The following is a 19,789-nucleotide window of genomic DNA, read 5'->3' as shown; positions in this document are numbered from 1 at the left end:
GGAAGTCCAATGCCTACCCAGAGATTGTCGATGCGCCGGATCAAGGAAGTCCTTCGGTTAAAACATTTTCAAGGCCTGCCAGAGCGGGCCATCGCGCGGAGCGTGGGCGTCAGCAACGGCGTTGTGCACAGCTACCTGAGCCGCGCCCGCTCTGCTGGGTTGAGCTGGCCGCTTCCGGAGGGAATGACCGATGAAGACCTGGAGCTTTTGCTTTTCCCGGCCCCACGACCAGCGTCTCAGAGCCCGCAGCGGCCGGTGCCCGACTGGAGCTACATCGATAAAGAGCTCCGCCGGCGCAACGTAACCCGTCGCCTGCTCTGGGAGGAGTATCGCGCCGTTAATCCCGACGGTTTCGGGTACACGTGGTTCTGCACTACCTACGAGGCCTGGAAGGGGCGGGTCCGACCTTCGATGCGGCAGATTCATCTGGGCGGCGAGAAGGTGTTCGTGGATTTCGCCGGCGACACCATCGACATCGTCGATCCCCTGACCGGGGAAGTGCAGCCGATGAAGCTGTTCGTCGCGGCGATGGGCGCTTCGAACTACACCTACGCCGAGGCCTGCCCCAGCGAGAGCTTGGCCGACTGGATCCGGGCCCACGTCAACTTGTTCACGTTTTTGAGCGGAACGCCGACGTTCGTGGTCTGCGACAACCTCAAAGCCGCCGTCAGCAACCCCGACCGCTACGATCCCGGCCTCAATCGCACTTATGCCGAGATGGCGAGCCATTACGGCACCGCCATTCTCGCCGCACGGCCGCGGCGCCCAAAAGACAAGGCGAAGGTCGAGGTCGCGGTGCAAATCGCCCAGCGCTGGATTCTGGCCCGGCTGCGCAATCAGCGCTTCTTTTCCCGGGCCGAGCTCAACGCCGCCATCAAGACACTCGTCGACGAACTCAATGCTCGTCAAATGCGTGGCTTCGGCTCAAGCCGCGCCGAACTGTTTGCCGAACTCGACAAACCCAAGCTAACCCCGCTGCCAGATCAGCCTTATGCCTTCGCACGCTGGAAGCGCTGCCGCCTCGCTCCCGATTATCATGTCGAGGTCGACGGCCATTGGTACTCCGCGCCGTATCGTCTGATTGGCGAGCTGGTCGATGCCCGTATCGACGATCGGACGGTCGAGATCTTCCACAAGGGCCAGCGGATCGCCAGCCATGCCCGCGCGCCCAACCGACGCGGACACACCACCATCGCCGACCACATGCCCAGCGCCCATCGCCGCTACGGCAAATGGACCCCCGCCGCGGTGATCGCCGCCGGCGAGCGGATCGGTCCTTCGACAGCAGCGTTTTTCCAGGCCGCGATCGACGCCCGGCCCCATCCAGAACAAGGCTTTCGAACCTGCCTTGGCATTCTGGCGCTCGTCAAAAGCTACGGCGCCGACTGACCGGAATGGCCAAGGCCTTCGAGGAGCAGCGCCGATCGCCCGATCTCGAAGCCCTGCCGTTCGAAGATCGCATCGGCCTGTTGGTCGACCGCGAAGCCGCCGAACGCGACACCAGGCGGCTCACCACGCGCCTCAAGATCGCCGCACTGCGCCAGACTGCTTGCGTCGAGGACGTCGATCTGCGCACCCCGCGGGGCATCGACCGCGCCGTTTTCGCCAAACTCGTCGAAGGTCGCTGGATCGATCGCCACGAGAATTTGCTCGTCACCGGGGCAACCGGCCTGGGCAAAAGTTGGTTAGCCTGCGCGCTCGGCCACAAGGCCTGCCGCGACAACCGATCAGTCCTCTATCATCGCGTTCCAAGGCTGTTCGAGGCGCTCGCGCTCGCGCGCGGAGACGGACGCTACGCCCGGCTCCTCAAAAGCCTCGGCCGCGCTCAGCTTCTGATTTTGGATGATTGGGGACTATCGGTGCTCACCGCCGCGGAACGCCGCGATCTGCTCGAAATCCTCGAGGACCGACATGGCCGCGCATCCACCATCGTCACAAGTCAGCTCCCGTGGACACCTGGCATGGAGCCATTGGGGACCCCACGGTCGCCGACGCCATTCTCGATCGCCTCGTCCACAACGCCCACCGCCTCCAGCTCACCGGAGAAAGCATGCGAAAACGCAGCGCCAAAACCATCACCCTTGACGGCCAACCAGAACACTGACTCTATCTCCCATCGGCCGTAGCGGGCTGCTCACGATCGTCTGAATTCAGTGCTCACGATCGCGCGAAATCGATGCTCACGATCCGTGAAATCCGCATTGTGAAGTGCGGATTTCGTTGGGTGCACCGCGCAGATGTGCGTGAACCCGAGGAAGTCGAACGTCTTCGGGCGGCGTTGCCCCGGCGCGAGAGGCGCTCGGCCCCGTACCGTCCAAATTTCAGAATCCGGGTCTTCTCCTCATTTAGCGAAAGACCGAACTCCGCTATTCGCTCACGCAGGGCGTCGAGAAGGCGTAGGACCTCGGTTTTATTTCGAAGCCCATAAGACTGCCGCCGGCATAGCTGCCGCTGCTTCTCCACTCGTGGGTCCAGAGGTCGAAGACGTGATGCACATTCATATTTACGAAGAGCGGCGGGAGCACCGCCCGTTGCCGCGTACTTACTCGTGCTACGGGCTTCGATCTGAATTTTCATTGCACGCAAGGAACTCGCAACTGACGGCATTTCTGATTCTAGAGTGGCCAAGTTCAGAAACATGGCGAAGAAGCCCGCGCACTACATCGCACAGGCGAATCGAAAAAGATTCGGGATTAGCGGGATGAAGGAGATCGTCACGTGACAACGCCAGCGGTCAGCCGCTTGCGTATCAAATCAATCGCAAGAGCCGGAGGTCTGACGGAAGATGAGTTCCTGCCCGCCGCCGTGCATTGCCCGTCAGTAGCGGATCCGGCGCTGCAAGGAAGGCGCCGCGCTTTGGCAGGGGAGCGGAGCTGGTCGGCGACGCAGCGCCATTACGCCCGCGCGTCCTCGGCATCGTCCTGGGCGCACACCGTGGCGATGAAGGCGGAGACGAGGCGCCGTGCGCTCTTGCCGGCACGTGCCAGCGCATTGCGCATGAAGTGGACGCGGCAGCGCTAGTGGCGTTGAGAACTTCGCCGACCGTGGCCGTGATCCCTCATGAGTATCGGAGACGACGAGCCCGTAGCCCCGCAGGCCGCGGCGGACGAGCTTGCGCAGGAGCGCGGCCCAGAACGTCTCGGCTTCGGATGGGCCGACGTCAATGCCGAGCGCCTCACGCCGGCCGTCGCTGTTAACTCGACGCGATGGTCACCGCGACCGAGACGATGCGCCCCTGCTGACGCAGCTTCACGTACGTGGCCGATCCACAGATAGGGCCGATCGCCCTAGAGCGGGCGGTTGAGGAAGGCCTTCACGTTGTCGCCGATCTCACTGCACATGCCGCGCCGGTCATGCCTTCGACCACCAGCGCCATCAGCCGGAGGCCGAGTGTGTTCCCTAGTCACGAAGGCAGCATGAGCATCGTCGTTATGCGAGACGATGCCGCTCCGTCGGGGTCGATGGCCGCATCACGCATGGAAGGCAATCATCGGAACATGAGAGGCCCGATCGGGTCCACTGGATTGGTCTCCAGTGGGGGACAGCGGCGAGGCACTGCCAGAGCCGCGGTCCGAGCTGAGGTCGGGAGTCGGACTGGTCCATAGTACCTGTGAAGTCGTCGAAGGAAACGAGACGTATGGAGGGAAGGGGCCAGCCCGAGGGGAGCCCGCGCGAGAAGGCCAGGGTCCGGACACAGAGCCGGGTTGCCTTGCCGCCGAACCTCGATCGGGTGAACGCGGCGGCCAAGCGGGCTGCCCAAACCCGGTTCACGGCCTTGCTGCACCACATCGACGAGGACGCTCTGCTTCGGGCGTTTCGACGACAAAAGCGGCAGGCCAGCGCGGGGGTCGATGGGGTAACGATGGCGAAGTACGAAGAGGGGCTCACGGATAACATCCGCGACCTCTGCGGACGGGTCCACACTGGTCGCTACCGGCCACAGCCGGTGCGGCGAGTCTACATCCCCAAAGCCGATGGCGGTAAGCGGCCTCTCGGTGTGCCGGCGCTCGAGGACAAGATCGTCCAAAGCGCGGTGGCCGAGGTGTTGAGCGCCGTCTATGAGGCCGACTTCCTTGGGTTCTCCTACGGCTTCCGGTCGGGGCGGAATCCTCATATGGCGCTTGATGCCTTGCATACGGCGATCATGAGCCAGCGTGTGAACTGGGTGCTCGATGCCGACATACGCAGCTTCTTCGACTCGGTCGACCACGAGTGGCTGTTGCGGATGGTGGCGCACAGGATCGCCGATCCTCGCATCCTACGGCTCCTCGAGCTGTGGCTGCGGGCCGGTGTTCTTGAGAGCGGCGAGAAGCGAGAGACGGACAGGGGCACGCCGCAAGGGGCAGGCATGGTTCCCTGAACGCAAAAGATAACTTTGCGGTGGGGGAGCGGTCACGGAGCTATTGGCGGCGCCGGGCGCCTTTCCACCGGGAGGGGTGGGTGGGAGGGGGATGGAGTGGTGGATGACGATCTTGTCGTCGCCAACGAGGACTTCCTTCACGAGAAGGCGCAGCACGCGTTGGCGTTCGATTATATCGAGCGCGCCGACGGACGAGCGGAGGCGCTCGAGGAAGCTAGTCACGGATTCAGCGAGACGCAGACAAACCTCCTGCTCCTGCGATTGGTCTTCGATCGCCTGCAGCGCCGACAAGCAAGCCTGTTCGCGGCTACGCAAATCGGGCATGCGACTGCGCAGCTCTTCAAGTGAGAGAAGGCTCTCTTGATAGGCCGTGAGGAGACGCTCGATGCTTTTCCGGGAACGCGCAAGATCGCGGCGAAGCGTTTCCTCCCGGCGCTGTGTGGGATCGGAGTTGCGCGCCGCCTTGAGCCGGCGCTCAAGTTCGTCTTCGATGAGCTGTCGGTCTTCAAGTAAACGCGCGATCTCTTTCCATACCACCTCGTCCAGCAAATCCTGGCGCGTCGGGCGACTGTCGCAGACCGGCCCGCCGAGCCGGCGCCAGCCATCCGAGCCCAAGCAGCGGTAGTAATGGATGGTTCGAGCGCTCGACCTGGTCGAGGTGCGATAGAGCCCATAGCCGCATTTGGCGCAGCTCAACAATCCTTGCAGGGCGCTCGGCGTGATCGTGCGTCGCGGGGCATGCTTCTTGTTGGCTTCCAAAAGCTCGTTCGCCAATGCGAAGGTCTCTTCGCTGATGATGGTCGGCACAGGGATTTCGATCCACTCTGTGCGAGGAAGCTCATGATTTGCGCTATTGCGAGGAGCGACGCCGCCGCGCAATCGCAACGGCCGCGTCACACGCATGCGCGGCGCGATCCGCGTCTTGCCAAAGCAGGCCGTTCCTTTATACGCGGGATTGCGCAGCATCGCCCAGACCGTCGAGCGCTCCCAGCGGCCTGTTTCTTTGGCTGTCGGAATCTGGCGCTCATTGAGCAGGCGCGTGATGGCGCCGATGCTGTGGCTTTTTGCGGTGTAAAGCTCGTAGACCCAGCGCACGATACCGGCCTGTCGCTCGTCGATCTCATAATAGGCGGCAGAGTGATCGGTCTTGCGCTTGTAGCGATAGCCAAACGGAGCGCCGGAAAGCACGCTCACTTGGCCTTGAAGGGCGCGATGGCGCTTCCCTCGCCGCGACCGTTCCAGGATTTGCGCGCGTTCATATTCGGCGATCATGCCCTGAAACTGCAGCAGCAGCTCGTCTTCCGGCGTCGCTGCCCGTCTCGAGCGAATGAACAAGACTTCGACGCCGGCGCGCGCGAACTCTTCGATAAGAAGGATTTGATGCGCATAGCGCCGGCTCAGCCGATCGGGAGCGTAGACGAGCACGGCTTGGATCCGCCCTTCTGCGGCGAGGTCGCGCAGTCGTTCAAGTCCGGGGCGCAACAAGCTCGCGCCGCTATAGCCGTCGTCTTCGATCACCCATTCCGCCGGCACGTCGCAGTTCTGCTCGCGCGCGAAAGCGATCAGCGCGCTCGTCTGACTGGCGATCGTGTTCTCCTCCTTCTGTTTGTCCGACGACACTCTGGCGTAAATCGCGGCGGTCTTCATCTTCGCCTCCCGTCACATCGGCGCCAGCGCGCGCGAAGCGCACCTGATCTGGAACGAGAATTTCGTAAACCTGTTCAAGTTTGACGGCGACGAGGCGATCGAACGCAAATTCGAGTCGAACGTCGCGTTTTTTTCGCCGCTCAGCCATCTTCGCGGACAGACGCGAGATAAGCGGCCACCGCTCGGCGCATCACCTCGCTTGCCGAAAGCCTGGAAGCCGTCGCATGCGTCTGGAGTTTTTGGGCAAGATCGGCCGGCATCTTCAGGGAGAGCGTCACTGATGGCTGCGGCGCGGGAAGGAGCCGCTCCCTGCTTTTGGCCACTTCGAGATAGCGATAGGCCTGCCGCAGCGACAAGCCGCTTTCGCGCGACAGCACCAAGGCCGCCTCCGCCATGCCGATTTTCTTCGCGAGCAAGCGTCGCGCCGCCCTCAGCCGCTCGGCTTTCTGCGCTTGCGTCGATCGAATCATATGACATAACGGTATTACCTTTTGCGTCTCAAATCAACAACGGCTCTATCACGCCAGCCGACGATGACGCGTTCAAAGCGGAAGTTATCTTTTGCGTTCAGGGAGCCATCAGCCCGCTCCTTGCCAACATCTTCCTGCACTACATCCTCGATCTCTGGGCCCACCAATGGCGTCGTCGTCATGCCCGCGGTCGCGTCGTGACCGTGCGCTATGCGGACGACTTCGTCATGGGCTTCGAGAGCAAGGCAGATGCGCAGGAAATGCTCTTGGCCCTCAAGGTGCGGCTGGCCAGCTTTGGCCTGATGCTTCATGAGGGCAAGACGCGGCTGATCGAGTTTGGCCGGTTCGCGGCCGTCTCGCGTCAGCGGCGCGGCGAGCGGCGACCAGAGACCTTCGCCTTCCTCGGCTTCACCCACTACTGCGGGCGGACCCGAGATGGCCGGTTCATCGTGAAGCACAAGACGGAAGGGAAACGCCTGACGCGCAAGCTGACGGCGTTGCGCCAGGACGCCTGGCGGCTCATGCACGCGCCACTGGCCACGCAGCACGAGCGGTTCGCCGCCGCACTGCGCGGGCACTACGGCTACTATGGCAGGCCGCACAATTATCCAGCGCTCAACGGCTTCTACCGCGAAGTGCGTCGGATCTGGCTACGTTGTCTGAGACGACGCAGCCAGAAAAGTCGGCGCATGGGCTGGTCGGAGTTCGACACCCTGACGGCACGCTTCCCTCTGCCCGTTCCACGCATCACTCGCACTTGGGCGCAGGCGCGGATATGACGCGGGTTACCCTCGGGAAGAGCCGGGTGCGGGAAATCCGCCCGCCCGGATCTGTGAGGGCGAAAGCCAAATGGCTGAGCTACTCGACCGCGCCTCTCTTGCTCTGCAGAGTGCGGTGCTGCCGAATGCTTACTTGATCGATAGCTGCTTGAGATCATGGTGGCACTGGAAAGGTCGGATTTGCTCACCGCCCGGCATCGTTGAAGCGTGCTTCTAAGATCTCCGGAAGGAGGATCAGACGTGGTTTTAGGTCCGCCTGAACAGCTGTCCGAGGTGCCGACGAGCCCCTCATTCAGCCAAATTGTGGCTGATGGAAGAGAAGAACGCGGCTTCCCGGTAGGCTCTCTGCCGTGTAGAGCTGACCGTGGATAAAAAAAGCGGTCATTGGGACGTCCCGGCTCGGCAGAAGGCCTAGATTCTGCAATATGTCGATCACGGCGGGCGAAGCCTCTTGGGAGGCGTGCGTCCAGCCGTCGCCCAAGAACTCTCCCAGTTCAGGCACTTGCGGGACTGGCTGATGGCCTGATGCAGGTGCGGCAGACGGCAGAGGAAGGTTCGGCGCCAGCGCCGAGGGAGCGTCCCTACTCCATTCGAACGGAGCCGCCGAATCAAGCCCTGGCGCAAGACCGCCGTAGATATCTGAGGAAGTCCTCAGTGCCGCAGGCCTAGCTTCGCCCGGCAAAGCGGGCCGAGGGTGATGAATGAGCTGAACGTCCTTGGGCCCTTCCGGTCCCAAGATGGCCGTGTAGCGTTCGCCGCCGATCTCAAAGTTCATGATTGGATGTTCCACAACAGGCAAGAAGTCCCACTCGCCTAACTTGGACAGCATCTCGTCGGGGGCCGGCTGGGTGCGATGGGAAAAATTCTTGGGAACGGCGAAAGAAACATCAAACGTATCGCCGACAGCGGGCGACAGCAGATGGACGAGCTGAACATCGTTGAGCCCTCCCGGTCCCAAGACGGCCATATAGCGCTCACCTCGAATGTCGTAGGCCTTTACCCGCTGTGCTGCATCCGGCAAGAGGCCCCAGCGGCGAAGCCTGTGCATCATATTCGGCGCGGCCTGAGTCCCGTGGGAGAAATGTTCGGGAACGCTCAAAGACGCATCAAAGGCTTCGCCGGCTGCTGCGATCGTCTGCTCAAGGGTGGTCTGCGCCGCAGCGCCTTCGTTCATCATCTGTCCAGAGTGGTCTTCAGAGGCGAAATCGGGCTGCCGCAAGCTCGGATGCCAAGCAGGGGCATCGAAAGGCGCTTCTTGAGCAACACTCTGCGCTGGCGAGGGAACGGTTGGACTCATCGTTGGCCAAGGCATCAGCGCATCGAAGGTCGGCGTTGGCAAAAGGTTCTCGCGGTCCGCTGCATCGAAAAGCGCGTCCTGAGGGACACTTTGCACCGGCGAGTGGATGATTGAACTCATCATTGGACCAGGCACCAGTGCATCGAAGGTCAGCGCGCGAAAGAGGTTCTCGCGACCCTCGGCATGGAAAAGCGCGTCCCGAGGGACACGTTGCACCGGCGAGGGAATGGTTGGACTCATCGTTGGCCAAGGTACCGGCGCATTGGAGGTCGCCGCCGACAAAAGGTTCGCACGATCCGCGGCATCGAAAAGCGCCTCCTGATCGACACTTTGCACCGGCGAGTGAACCATTGAACTGACCGTTGGCCCAAGCATGGTCGCCGGCAAGAAGCTCTCGGCTTCTGCAGCATCGAAAAGCACGTCCTGGGCGACACTTTCCGTAGGCGAATGGACGGCCAACCCCACTCCATGCCAGACCTGCGGAGCATTGAACCCCGGCGGCCGTGAGCTGCGCTCATCTGCATCGTCCCCAATCGGCTGCTCATCGGCCGGCATAGCTGAGGGGGTGGACGGCTGGATGACCTGGCGCGAACTGCCTCCTTCTCCGCCTAAATTGGTCTGCAGGGTAATGGCGCGATAGTCCCGAAGGCCATTCAAGGCGGAGATGAGCATCTTGTCCTTCGGGAACAACCTATCCGCGTGTCCGAGCAGTTTATCATCACTGAGGTCGGCAATGGACAAGGGTCGGAGCGCTACCGCCAACTTCCGCAGTCCGCTCGCATAGCTCTCGGCCGTTTTCCTGCCGATCTGTCGACCAAAACCTGCCTCGGCGGCATCCCTGATAAGACCCTCATCTTCCCTGGAAGGACGATAATGTGTTGAGAGGGGGCGAGCGTTGGCGTCGGGCTCGCGGTACCGACTGATCATTAACAATGCTGGCGCGATGACCCTGTCGTTTGGCAGCAGCTTCCTAGCGTTAGCGAGTAAGGCATCGTCATCGAGCCCAGCAATTGATTTGCCGGACTTCTTCAGCCCCTCGGCGAATTTGCGAAGCCGACGATCATAAATTTTGACGGTGGTCTCACTCGGCGGCGGCCCTCCATTGAGAGCAGCGGCCGATGCCGCCTGGATGAGGTGATCGTCTTCCTCAGTGACATCATGAAGCGCCGCGTGCGGATATACAGGGCCCGCCTCTCGCACGCCTGCCAGGTGCTGCTCAAACGCCACATGCTTTTGATCCGGCTGTTCCACGGCGGCATCCGACGCAGCGGACGCCTTATCGGCTGGGTTGATCGTGTTGAATCGGTCCATGTTCAGTCCGCAGGGCTCGCTCTCTCGCTATTTCGCTACTCACGTTTGCTTTCCAAAACCTGACATCGCCAAGCGGAAAGGTAGAATGAAAGGATAAATGATGGCTCGCAATTGCCTTCTCTGCGCCTTGCAGCATCGCTCGTGCGCCTGAGCGCCAGGTGCTGCACAGTAGGTTCCGACAAGCGCTTAAAGCGCCTATCGGAGCGGCTGCACATTCTGTGTTGTTGGTCCCGCTGCGTCCGGCGCTGTCGTGCTTGCTCCATCTTCTCCGTTGCCCTTGTTGCGCGCTGCGAGAGTAGAGTGACTAGCAAGAGGAGCGGCGGCGCGATCGCCATTTACCGTGCTGACAGACCGATTATCAACCAGGTCGAGCGGATCGTTCACCATCACTCCCAGGTTGTTTTTGGTCGAGCAACCAAGAGTCGGTTCGAACGAATTGTCGTCCACTGCTGGTCCTGCGATCAAAAGCGACGGACAGTTCGGAAGATGCGCTTCAAACGTAATCGCCTCGATCCTGACGGCGGAACGGCCCGATAAATTGAGGGGAGAAGCGGACAGCCGGATGTTAGAGGGAACAACCCCCATGGCGCGTGCTTCGTGCGCCACCTGCGCAATGAGCTTATGGGAGCCGCTGACATCCACATGGAGCGCATCCCGCCGGCCACCACTTGCGTCGGCGATAAAATTACGCAGCTGAAGCTTTTCGAGGGCATGGAGGCTCTGCAGAAGCAAGACACGCTTTTTCTGTTCGACCTGGACTCCTTGTTCGGCAGGATTGGGATGGATCGACGCAGTATTTGCGCAGCCCCCCAATATTGCGGCAAGGACAATCGAATGGGACAAATATCGCATGTTCATATGTCGATCCTCATTCGATGATAAAGCCGGCGTTGCCCGTCAGTCCCGGTGCGCTCGCGCGCGGCGCATCGCGGCCTTGAGGCGGCCGTGCCACCGTGTTCGTCAAGATGCGGCCTGCATCTGATGGCGGTGCGATGCGGTTGGTCGGAATACTTATCTGGCTTGGATTTGATCCCGGCCGTACGATGTAAGGTGTAACAACGATAACTAGCTCGGTTTCGCGTTTTTGAAACGATGAAGAGCGAAAAAGCGCACCAAGGATCGGTACGTCGCCGAGCCAGGGAAACTCGCCGATATCAGTGTTGAAGTTGCGCCTGATGAGGCCGCCGATTGCAAAGCTCTGGCCGCTGGCGAGCTCGACCACGGTGCTCGCCCGCCGCGTCGAGAGGGCAGGAACCGCCATACCATTGATCTTGACTTCGCCTTCGGTCGATAGTTCGCTGACTTCGGGCTTCACACGGACAATGATCTGGTTGTTGCTGAGCACTGTCGGGACGAATTCCAAGCTCACGCCGAACTGCCGGAATTGGACCGAAACCTGCCTGTTGTCCTGCATGACTGGGATCGGAAACTCGCCGCCGGCGAGGAAGCTTGCGGCTTCGCCGGACATTGCCGTCAGGTTCGGCTCAGCCAGGATTGAGGCGAGGTGCTCACTGGCGAGAGCGTCGAGAACAGCGCTGAGGTTGATATTGCCGGTGCTAAACCCGATCCCAATCGTGCCGCCGCCGCCAGCCCTGCCGGACCCTCCCGGTTTGCCGGTGGCAAGGAAAGCGCCGTTTGGGCCCGAGGCGGTGAAGTTGATGTTGAGATCCTTGACGGCGGTGCGGGAGACTTCTGCTACGCGCACGCTGAGATTTACCTGCAGTGAGCCGGCGACCTGGATCTTGTTGACGACCGGGGCGCCCGCGCCAACAAATTGCTCAGTGACCTTCCTCGCAGCCTCAACGACATCGGCATTGGGCGCTATACCGCTAAGGATCGCCCCGCGCGGGGTATAGCTGACCTGAATTGGATAGTCGCCGACCTCGGCCTTGAGCGCGGCCCGTAGATCCTCGAGTGGTTGGGTTACGACAATACGCAGCTCGGCAAGAGCCTCGCCGTTTTCGTTGAGGGCGAACAGGCTCGTCCGCCCGGACTTTTTGCCGAACACGAAAATTGTACTGCTCGACGGAGCTTGATAATCGGCAATTGCAGGGTCGGCGACAAAAATGGTCGCCGCCGGTGCGCTCAAATGCACCGTCTTTCCCTGTGACGAGGTAATATTGAGCGTGCCCGTGGTGCTGCCGGGTGCCGCACGTGGCATCTCTCCTTTGCCGTCCCGCTTGGTCTCGGCTGAGGCCGCAAGCGGAAACAGCAAAGCAAATCCGCATAGGAGGTAGCAGAGACGATTGAGAGCGGCAGAGCGTTGTGGGTTGGTGATCGCAGGCGGCTGGGTAGCGCCGGCGGCATTATTAAGGACCTTCAAGCGATTGTTGCCTTTAAGTGACGCTGCTAGGCAGCCGATGCTGTGCCAACGAGTTCAAGAGTGTAACCGACGCCGCGCGCGGTCTTGATTCTGAGCGTCGCACCCGCCTGGTTCAAATGCGCGCGTAAGCGATAAATCCCGACTTCCAGCGCATTGGTCGAAACCTCGTCATCGAACGCGTACAAGCTATCTTCCAGCGAAGCGCGCGGCACAGTGCGGCCGGCGCGATTGAGCAGATGCTCGAGAATGCACACCTCACGCCGAGCAATCCTCAGGATCCGGCCACCCACCGAGACTTGTCTGGCGATCGGATCGAAATGCAGATTCCCGAATGTCACGACCGGCGCCGTCATTTGCGTTGACCTTCGCAAAATGGCCCGCATGCGAGCGATGAGTTCGTCGATCGACACAGGCTTGGGCAGGAAATCATCCGCTCCCGCATTGAAGGTCGCGATCCGGCGGCTGAGATCATTGAGACTGCTCATCATCATTGCCGGCATTGATCGTCCTTCGCGCCGCAACTGCTTCAACCAGTCCAAACTATCCCCATCCGGCAAGACGGACTCCAGCAGTACGAGGTGGTAGTTTGCGCAATCCAGCGCGGCTGACGCCTCATCCAGCGTGGGCGTCACGTCCACCGCGAACCCGCAATTCACGAGCGTTGCCTTCACAGCGCGGCCAAAGTCCGCATGATGATCAACCAGGAGAATTCGCATCCATCGCCTCTCGTCCGTCCTCGGCAAGACTTGAGCGTGTTAGGGTTGACCAAGAGATCCGGCGACTGGATGCTGCCGGTCTGGCATGAATTCGAAAAGCCGTAGACGACCCGCAAGAGCTTGTTGGCAGGCGACCGATGCATGCGCATCCATTGACATCGGATATGTGACGGCTCGCGGCGGGTCGCCTGGGCGGGCGGCGCAGCTCAACATATCCGTTATGTTGGCAAGAGCTCTGCGATGACTTACGGGGTTGAGAGCCCTGGCGGCGCACTGATGCATCTGTGGGCGGCACATAGCAATGCCTGCATGCGCTGCGCGAATGCTAGCGGTAGTGATCGCGCGAGACTGCCCCAGCGAAAGCAAGGCACGGGCGAGATCAGCTGTATTTGTCGTCGAACAGGCTTGCGAAACCGACATTGAATACTTCCCAGTTCGTCTTGATCCGCGGTCAGTCTTGCGAGGCTGTTGGCCGTAGTGCCGTCAAGTCGCGGCATTGCAAGTGTTCCGCGCTAAAGACACTTCGCGCGCTATGTGCCGGCCAATGGGGCGTAAAAGGCCGAGATGCGACGAAACGATCAACGCGTCCTTCGGGACAGACGTCCTCTCGTTTGCCGGCGTTATCCAAGTAAGATGTCAACCGTTCCAATGCTCGGTCGCTTCCGAGGCGTTCTCCGTCCCAACTGAGCTAGTGCTGCCAATGAAGGACAAATTACGTGCGGCATTGCTGTCGTGCCTTGTCTGAGGCGGCGACGCCGGCTCCATGTCGTCGGATCGGGTGCACGGCTCAGGAACTCTGCCTTTCGTCGGCATAGGCGAAACAAAGACTGCCCGCGTTGTTCTCGCGCGCTGGATCCAGGTCTGCCTGCGAAGACGGCGCTTCGCCCAGCCCTCACAGAGCAGATGAACGATGCAAGCTCTAAAAAGGAGGAGTTGGGTAGTGTGATCAACCGAATCGGCCGAGCATTGAGTTTTTGAGACGTTCGCAATTGTTGGTACCCGTCAGGAAGAGTTCACACGAGCGGACTGTGTCGCGAGACTGTCGGAAATCCTACAATCTGACGCGAGGTGAGATTCAAGTGCAATTGAATGCTCTTTGTCGGGGTGCCTTCAGTTTGGAATCGTTGTGAGGCAACGGCGACACAGTTCGACCATGCCGTCGAACTGCGCGCGGCGGTCCGTCTCGCTGTGTACAAAGCCGTGAGCATTCGTCCGTCCAATTAAACGTCTCGCAGAAGCGCTATTGAGTGCAGAAGAGGCAGGCGCTCTTGGCAAGCGGGGTAAGCCATGACACCAGGAGCGGGGCGATCCGATCCGCCTCATGCGTGTCAATTTAGCGGGGAGACCGTGGCGAGAGGTGGACGTCCACTTGATGAACAGGAAGCAACGTTCGAGGTGAAGACTGTCGATCGCTCGAGCCAAGTTGTTCGGCAAGGGATTGAGGAGAGAATCGATTGCCAGACGTCATCTTGAATGCGGCCTCCTTATATTGCGATCGACTATGAGCCTCTTAGGCGCGCTCCGCAAAATCGATTGTTTTGATGGAACGCATCCAGGTGACGGATCGGCTGTCTTGTAACAGCGCGGCTTATCGCGGGGAGCGAATGCCCGATGCGATCGCGGCCGAAACACCTGTTGCTTGACCGCGCGGCCAATTTCAGACCGAGTACAGAGAGGGACGCAGCGCGTTCAGCGGCGTAACTCCACCAAAGCCGCCAGCCAGCCGTGAGCTCGTATGTCGTTCGAACTCACAATGTCCAAGGCGCCGGGATGCTCCAACGAGCGCGCACAGGAGGAGGATTGTCCGACATCCTCGCGTCGCCGGAAGTGCATCTTGTCGGAGACCCAACCGCTCTGCCGCTCGACCGGCGAGTTGATCGGGCCGCCGGTCGCCGCATAAGCTTAAGCTGTTCTGCGTGTGCGGAGTTGGTACGCCGCTTCAAGGTCTTTCTTTTGGGAGTTTGGGTGCTTGAAAACCAACGAACCAGCCCAACGGTTTGGCCGAGAGACCATCTACTCATTGCTCTCGCGCTTATAGGGATTTTCTTCTCTGCCGGTGCGGTAGCTTTCCAAGTTTCCGCCCAAGAACAGGCGCTCGGTCTCTTTCGTTGGCGTTCTGCCAAGTGAGCACATCAAATCGACGTCCGCATCGATGTTGTCGTAGTCTTCAGCATTCATTCTGAGCGCAATGCTGCTCATCACGTCGTCTGGCGTCCAGACACTGTGCTTCGGAACAGTGTAGGTGTGCAGTGCGTTCGCATTGTTGGCGATCGCCCTCGCCCAATGATCGCGAGAAACGGCGAGTTTCGCCGGATCTTCGACCAACGATACGAAGGGTGATGTTGTTGTCTTGCCGCGCATATGCCAGCCAGCTTGGCGCGCCCGGTCAATAGGATACCGCTCTGGATGATCTCCAATGGAAGAATGATCCCGAGCCGTGTTGCGAACATGCAATATGGCGCTTGTGTTTTCGTCCGTATGCGGCTTGCAGTCACTATTCTGATTCTGAAAACGCCGCAGTGTGACATAAGACGACCTCACGACGTCGTCAAATACGCCGTCTCGGTCAATGCTAGGTGCGCTCGCCGGTGACCAGCGCGCCGCCTGCTGCACGGCAAGGTCGATCTCATTGCGAAGCACTTCAAGATTGGCACCTGTCAGTGTTGCTGCAAGCTGAGCGCGGGCACTGACAAATGATGGGGCTGGGCAGCTACCGGGTTCCGAGGCGGCCTCGCCTGGCGCAGACGAGGACGTGGCAGTCGCGGAATTTGCCGCTAAGCAGAGTGAAGGCGGCGTCGGGTAGGCCGAATCGAGGTCGTCTATATCCAAGTCATTCAGCTGCTGCTCGAAGCTTGCTTGATCTTCGGAATTGTGTGCCGTTGCGCTGCTCTCGGCGCCAAGCTCATCCTGTTGTCCATGGACGCGGCGCGCCTGCTGTACCACGTTGTGAACCTCAAAGGGAGTGTCCACAGCATTTCGTGGATCAACGTTCATATCTCTCTCCCTTCGAAGTGCCGGATGCCAGCCTAGATTGTTGCAGGCGCAGCTTTCGAGAAGCTGACAGACCAGAGAGGGCGCCATTTAGTTTCAGCTCTTGACGGAGTCGAATTGAGTCAGTCAGCATGGCGAACAGCCAGCCGGAAGGAAGTCGCGCGAAGCGTCGGATCAAAATCGGTGCTGCCGTTTGCCTCCTGGCATTGGTGTTCGATTGGGCTGCTATTGGATGCCTGAGATTGTTCGGATCGGCACGCCAGGACGCGCCCACCACTTCATTGTGGACGCGTGATCTAAGGCAGACAGCCCGTGCGCAGCAAGATGGACGAGCCGGTGCTTGAGGTGGCGAAAGGCGCGTTCGTAGATCGTCTACTTATGCAGAGGCGAGAACTACATTCTCTCGCTCGAGAGGCCTGTGGCGGACCAGCGCAACCGGTTTGGTTTGCTGTTTCCAAGCGGACGACGCTGGATCAAGCCGGTCTAGTCGACGCGCGGGAAGCTAAGCCACTTCCGCAAACCTAACATACGAGGTTGTGATGTCGGAATAGCCATTACAACGTCTTGCGCGTCGTTGCGACAGGCTGCTTTGTACGAGCGCGCTTGTTGTCTGGAATCAGCCAAACGCATCGCGAGCATCACGACTTGGAGGCCGCAATCGGCGGTACTTATCGAGGGAGAAGAGCATATGAAGGTTACTGGCCGAGGACTAACGATCCTGTTGTCCTTGCTTTCGGCCGCGAGCGCGCCGGCAAGAGCCGACGACCCCTCGCCGAAATACACTGAAGTACTCAGAGCCCTCCAAGCGGGGAAGAATGTGAAGCTCATCCTCGATATGACCCACTGTACCAACGCGGATGGTGGCAAACCTGCGTCGGCGACGCAGGCCGGTCTGGTCATCAATGCCTTCAGGGTGACCAGCCAGAGCGGCATCAGCTTCGCCAATGCTCATCAAACGGTCGACAGCTCCGGACATGCCGTGACCGAGTACATCCGCCATAGCCTTAGCCGCGAAGGCAAGCTGACGGTGCGAGCCTCCAAACTTGTCGTCGGGACCACCGAACTCGCGAATCAAGGCGAATTCATCTGCGAAGTGCCGGATGGCGCAAAGTTCATCTGGTAACGAAGAGCACAGAGCAGACGGGCGCTTCGTAGACTTGATCCTCCATCGTGTGGACAGCTTCGCCGGGCATGATACGGATCTTTTCGATCGTCAGGACTGCCAGACTCTTTCTAGCCGTCTTTTCGTCAGGGAAGGATCAAGTTGCCTGAACTTGTTGCTCAGCTAACTCATGAATGTCGCCGATCTCCATTCGATCTTTGAGGTGGAAGATCGGCGGCTCATGCAGTCGTCGTATGGGGCTGAGCCAATACCTCTCGGTTGAACGTCCAGATGATCTCGCTACGTCCACGCGCTGCCCGCGGCCCTCGTGAGAACATCATATTTAAGCGGATCCAGCCAGGACCGGCGTTGTTGACGCTCCCCCTCGCCGGGCAGACGGACCGGAGGATTATAGCATGAACGCTGTTTTCGACTTTTCCAAGCATCGGAAAAGGCAAATCACCCTTTCCGGAGCCTGCGTCATCAGCCTTTTGCTCCTGACTTTTTGTACGGATTCGATGCGCTGGCCGTCCGAAAGTCGTCCAGATTCCCACCCAGAAATAGTACCTCACGCTCTTCGGTTGGGGTAGCACTCACCCATGCCAGATCGGGTTCATCATTTTCGGTTCCATCCTCGAGAATACTGACGATGTCTTCCGCCGTCCAAGTTGTGACCCTCGGCACCGTGTAGGTGTGCAACTCATTCGCGTTTTCCGCGATGACTTTGGCGCCAAACTCCTTGTCGTCGTCCGGCGAAACGAGCAGTAGTGAGGCGTCCTCGGACAGTGACACAAAAGGCGAAGAATTGGTATCGCCCCTCATGTGCTCTGCCGCTGCGCGGCCCAGATCTAGTCGTTGGCCTCCCCAGATATTCCAGGGAGCTTGCTCGTAACGCAAAGCCGCCATGGAACGCAAATGGGCCATCGCGCTTTGACGGTCCAACACATGTGGCCTGCAGTGGCTGGCGTGGTTTTGAAAGCGCTGCAGCTCCGTGTATGACGATGCCAACACGTCGTCGTAAACGCGGTCACTGTCGACGCGATAGGCTGACGATCCAGTCGCTCTTGGCCATTGTGCTGATCTTTGCGCAGCGAGTTCGATGTCTCTTCTGAGTTCCGCAAGGTTAGCGCAAGTCAACGTTGCGGCAAGCTGACCGCGCGTTCTCACGAACGATGCAGCCGCGCACCGTTCGTTCTCAGGGATAGCTTGCGCTTTCTTGTTGCCGTCCGTTACCGTCGGGTTCGATCCAGCCGCGGGTGAAGCTAATGATGCGAGGATTGGCTGAGCCTCTCCAAGCCGATGCTCAAAGTCTGCTTGCGCCGTCTCTTCCTGTTGTGGATCGAGGTTATGCATCCGAGCCTCGGATGGGTTGACGTTGTCAAATGGGGCCATTCCGGTCTCCTTTTGTCGGCCTTCAATATCGTCATGCAAAAGTTGATCAGATCAGGAGCAGGAACTGAGACGGGCGCAGTTTGTATAAGATGCACCGGTCTGGTTCTCGAACGTCCGGTGTTGAGGCGTGCGGCAGGCCCCTGACCGGCAATCCAGCTCATGCTTCTCGTCCAGATATTTGTGTTCGAGTCGGGCTCCAGTCCGGATAAAGATGCTGTTATGCTAGAAAGCCTAGCTGTCGAACAGCTGACCAGACCCAATTGCTTGAAGAAAGCCCGTGGCCATTGCGTCTGTGCCGGCGAGCCTGTTGTTTATTGCGGAGCAGAGTTTTGGCGAGATGGGCCATTGTCGCTCTCCGCTTCATGGCAGTACCGTATGAAAGGTTATGGGGAAGCAGCCCGGGGGAGGGCCCGCTTACCGTAAGCTTGAGCCGCATGGGGCAGCCTGCCTGGACTAGCTTGCATCGGCTCCCCGTGAAGGACTTTGAAAAGCTCTTCAAGAAGCTGCTGGGGATACTAACGCCGGATCATGCCGCGGCCATCGGGCTCTGACCGGGCCGCGTGGCATGAAGATCCATTGTTGGGAATACTGATGCGATGGATCGCGTCGGCGCGCCGAGCGTTAGTCGCAAAACAAGCCACGGGGGTGCGACTTCGATCGGCCCAACTCGTTCTCCCATAGATGGACCCGTCGGCTCGCGGAGCAGGCCTAGCCGATCGCGAGCTTTGGCTAACCAGGAGGCCGGCGATCCGCAAGTGTCGAATTGCAATTGATCGATTGCGTGCCCGTAAGGACTGCGGCTCTTGCCCTCCTGCAACCGAAGTCGGAATTTTTGCTTTCAAGGTGGCGTAGCGACCATAATGCGGTTTCTGTCAGCGGGACCGTGTTTGTCAGAATCAGAACATTCTGCGCCCATGTGGAAATTACGCTGCCGATTTAGCTCGACAATTCCGACTGATGCGGCTGGCACGGTTGTTGCTGCCGATGAGGTAAGGCCAGGCTGAGTGCAGAGCTAGGTGAACGATCACTGTTCCGCCCGCAAGCCGCGGGTCCATTCCGAACAAGAAGAAAGACCTAGAATGTTGCGCATTCGGGTTAATGGAGAGTGATGTGGAGTGTCGAAGAGCTGGCGAAAAGAAACACACTTTCGGACATATCAGCGCTGCCAAACAACGGATCAGGGTTGGTGGGTGTGGTAGACAATTGCACCGATTGGCAGTGGACACGCATGACAAGAATTCGGCTGACGTGGTCAAGCGTCGGCCGCCGCGGACAGCGACATGATAAGAGTCTCGTCGACACGTCGTGTCACCAAATCCCCGGCGAGTTCGCCACAAAGCCCGCAGCCTGCGTCCATGCCAAGCACAAAGAGGTCCTCGTAATCCTGGCAGTACGGAACTC

General features: G+C 59.9%; 12 protein-coding genes and 3 pseudogenes. 5 read left to right on the top strand and 10 right to left on the bottom strand.

Annotation, left to right across the window (positions count from 1 at the left end; translation table 11 throughout):
- Positions 1–9: 9 nt before the first annotated feature.
- Together istA and istB are read left to right on the top strand one after the other, a co-directional pair.
- Positions 10–1,386, top strand: a pseudogene (gene istA, locus CIT37_RS34590) (IS21-like element ISFK1 family transposase); the annotation flags it as partial.
- An 8-nt stretch (positions 1,387–1,394) separates the two neighbouring features.
- A pseudogene (gene istB, locus CIT37_RS34585) lies at positions 1,395–2,104 on the top strand (IS21-like element ISFK1 family helper ATPase IstB).
- 793 nt (positions 2,105–2,897) lie between these two features.
- Here the strand turns inward: istB and CIT37_RS34580 are convergent.
- A pseudogene (locus CIT37_RS34580) lies at positions 2,898–3,338 on the bottom strand (transposase); the annotation flags it as partial.
- Positions 3,339–3,709: 371 nt separating this feature from the next.
- Between CIT37_RS34580 and CIT37_RS34575 the strand changes: the two are divergent.
- On the top strand, positions 3,710–4,360 hold the full coding sequence (locus CIT37_RS34575) for a reverse transcriptase domain-containing protein (RefSeq protein WP_244611326.1): 651 nt from the start codon (positions 3,710–3,712) through the stop codon (positions 4,358–4,360).
- Here CIT37_RS34575 and CIT37_RS34570 read toward each other — a convergent pair.
- The 3 genes from CIT37_RS34570 to CIT37_RS34560 all read right to left on the bottom strand — a co-directional run bounded on the left by CIT37_RS34570 (position 4,259) and on the right by CIT37_RS34560 (position 6,659).
- Positions 4,259–6,007 (bottom strand): recombinase family protein, encoded by a 1,749-nt coding sequence (locus CIT37_RS34570; protein ID WP_244611325.1) that lies wholly within the window; start codon positions 6,005–6,007, stop codon positions 4,259–4,261. The two genes, CIT37_RS34575 and CIT37_RS34570, sit on opposite strands and share 102 nt — an antisense overlap.
- A gap of 140 nt (positions 6,008–6,147) precedes the next feature.
- Positions 6,148–6,402: a ribbon-helix-helix protein, CopG family gene (locus CIT37_RS34565; protein ID WP_223153759.1), complete on the bottom strand. Its 255-nt coding sequence runs from the start codon at positions 6,400–6,402 to the stop codon at positions 6,148–6,150.
- 89 nt (positions 6,403–6,491) lie between these two features.
- On the bottom strand, positions 6,492–6,659 hold the full coding sequence (locus CIT37_RS34560) for a hypothetical protein (protein ID WP_167456546.1): 168 nt from the start codon (positions 6,657–6,659) through the stop codon (positions 6,492–6,494).
- Here CIT37_RS34560 and CIT37_RS34555 point away from each other — a divergent pair.
- Positions 6,585–7,256: a reverse transcriptase domain-containing protein gene (locus CIT37_RS34555; RefSeq protein ID WP_244611381.1), complete on the top strand. Its 672-nt coding sequence runs from the start codon at positions 6,585–6,587 to the stop codon at positions 7,254–7,256. The genes CIT37_RS34560 and CIT37_RS34555 overlap by 75 nt on opposite strands.
- Positions 7,257–7,548: 292 nt before the next feature.
- On the opposite strand, the gene CIT37_RS34550 is transcribed toward CIT37_RS34555, so the two are convergent.
- The 5 genes from CIT37_RS34550 to CIT37_RS34530 form a co-directional block, all read right to left on the bottom strand.
- Positions 7,549–9,864 (bottom strand): hypothetical protein, encoded by a 2,316-nt coding sequence (locus CIT37_RS34550; RefSeq protein WP_011084646.1) that lies wholly within the window; start codon positions 9,862–9,864, stop codon positions 7,549–7,551.
- 195 nt (positions 9,865–10,059) lie between these two features.
- On the bottom strand, positions 10,060–10,722 hold the full coding sequence (locus CIT37_RS34545) for a CpaD family pilus assembly lipoprotein (RefSeq protein ID WP_011084647.1): 663 nt from the start codon (positions 10,720–10,722) through the stop codon (positions 10,060–10,062).
- A 10-nt stretch (positions 10,723–10,732) separates the two neighbouring features.
- Entirely contained in the window at positions 10,733–12,187 is a 1,455-nt protein-coding gene (locus tag CIT37_RS34540; RefSeq protein WP_018647881.1) for a type II and III secretion system protein family protein, read from the bottom strand.
- Positions 12,188–12,213: 26 nt separating this feature from the next.
- The gene (locus CIT37_RS34535) at positions 12,214–12,903 is read right to left on the bottom strand and encodes a response regulator (RefSeq protein WP_011084649.1); all 690 of its coding nucleotides are present in this window, start codon (positions 12,901–12,903) and stop codon (positions 12,214–12,216) included.
- A 2,013-nt stretch (positions 12,904–14,916) separates the two neighbouring features.
- The gene (locus CIT37_RS34530; RefSeq protein WP_014497925.1) at positions 14,917–15,897 is read right to left on the bottom strand and encodes a hypothetical protein; all 981 of its coding nucleotides are present in this window, start codon (positions 15,895–15,897) and stop codon (positions 14,917–14,919) included.
- 685 nt (positions 15,898–16,582) lie between these two features.
- Here CIT37_RS34530 and CIT37_RS34525 point away from each other — a divergent pair.
- Positions 16,583–17,017, top strand: a complete 435-nt coding sequence (locus CIT37_RS34525) for a VirK family protein (protein ID WP_011084653.1) — start codon at positions 16,583–16,585, stop codon at positions 17,015–17,017.
- Positions 17,018–17,479: 462 nt separating this feature from the next.
- Here the strand turns inward: CIT37_RS34525 and CIT37_RS34520 are convergent, their stop codons facing one another.
- Positions 17,480–18,388 carry a hypothetical protein gene (locus CIT37_RS34520; protein WP_014497924.1) on the bottom strand — a complete coding sequence of 303 codons (909 nt, stop codon included), beginning with the start codon at positions 18,386–18,388 and terminating at the stop codon, positions 17,480–17,482.
- Positions 18,389–19,789: the final 1,401 nt, after the last annotated feature.

It is taken from the genome of Bradyrhizobium ottawaense (genome assembly GCF_002278135.3).
In the GTDB taxonomy this organism is placed as follows: domain Bacteria; phylum Pseudomonadota; class Alphaproteobacteria; order Rhizobiales; family Xanthobacteraceae; genus Bradyrhizobium; species Bradyrhizobium ottawaense.
Note: the sequence above shows the minus strand (reverse complement) of the source record. Positions and strands in the feature narration are given on the sequence as shown.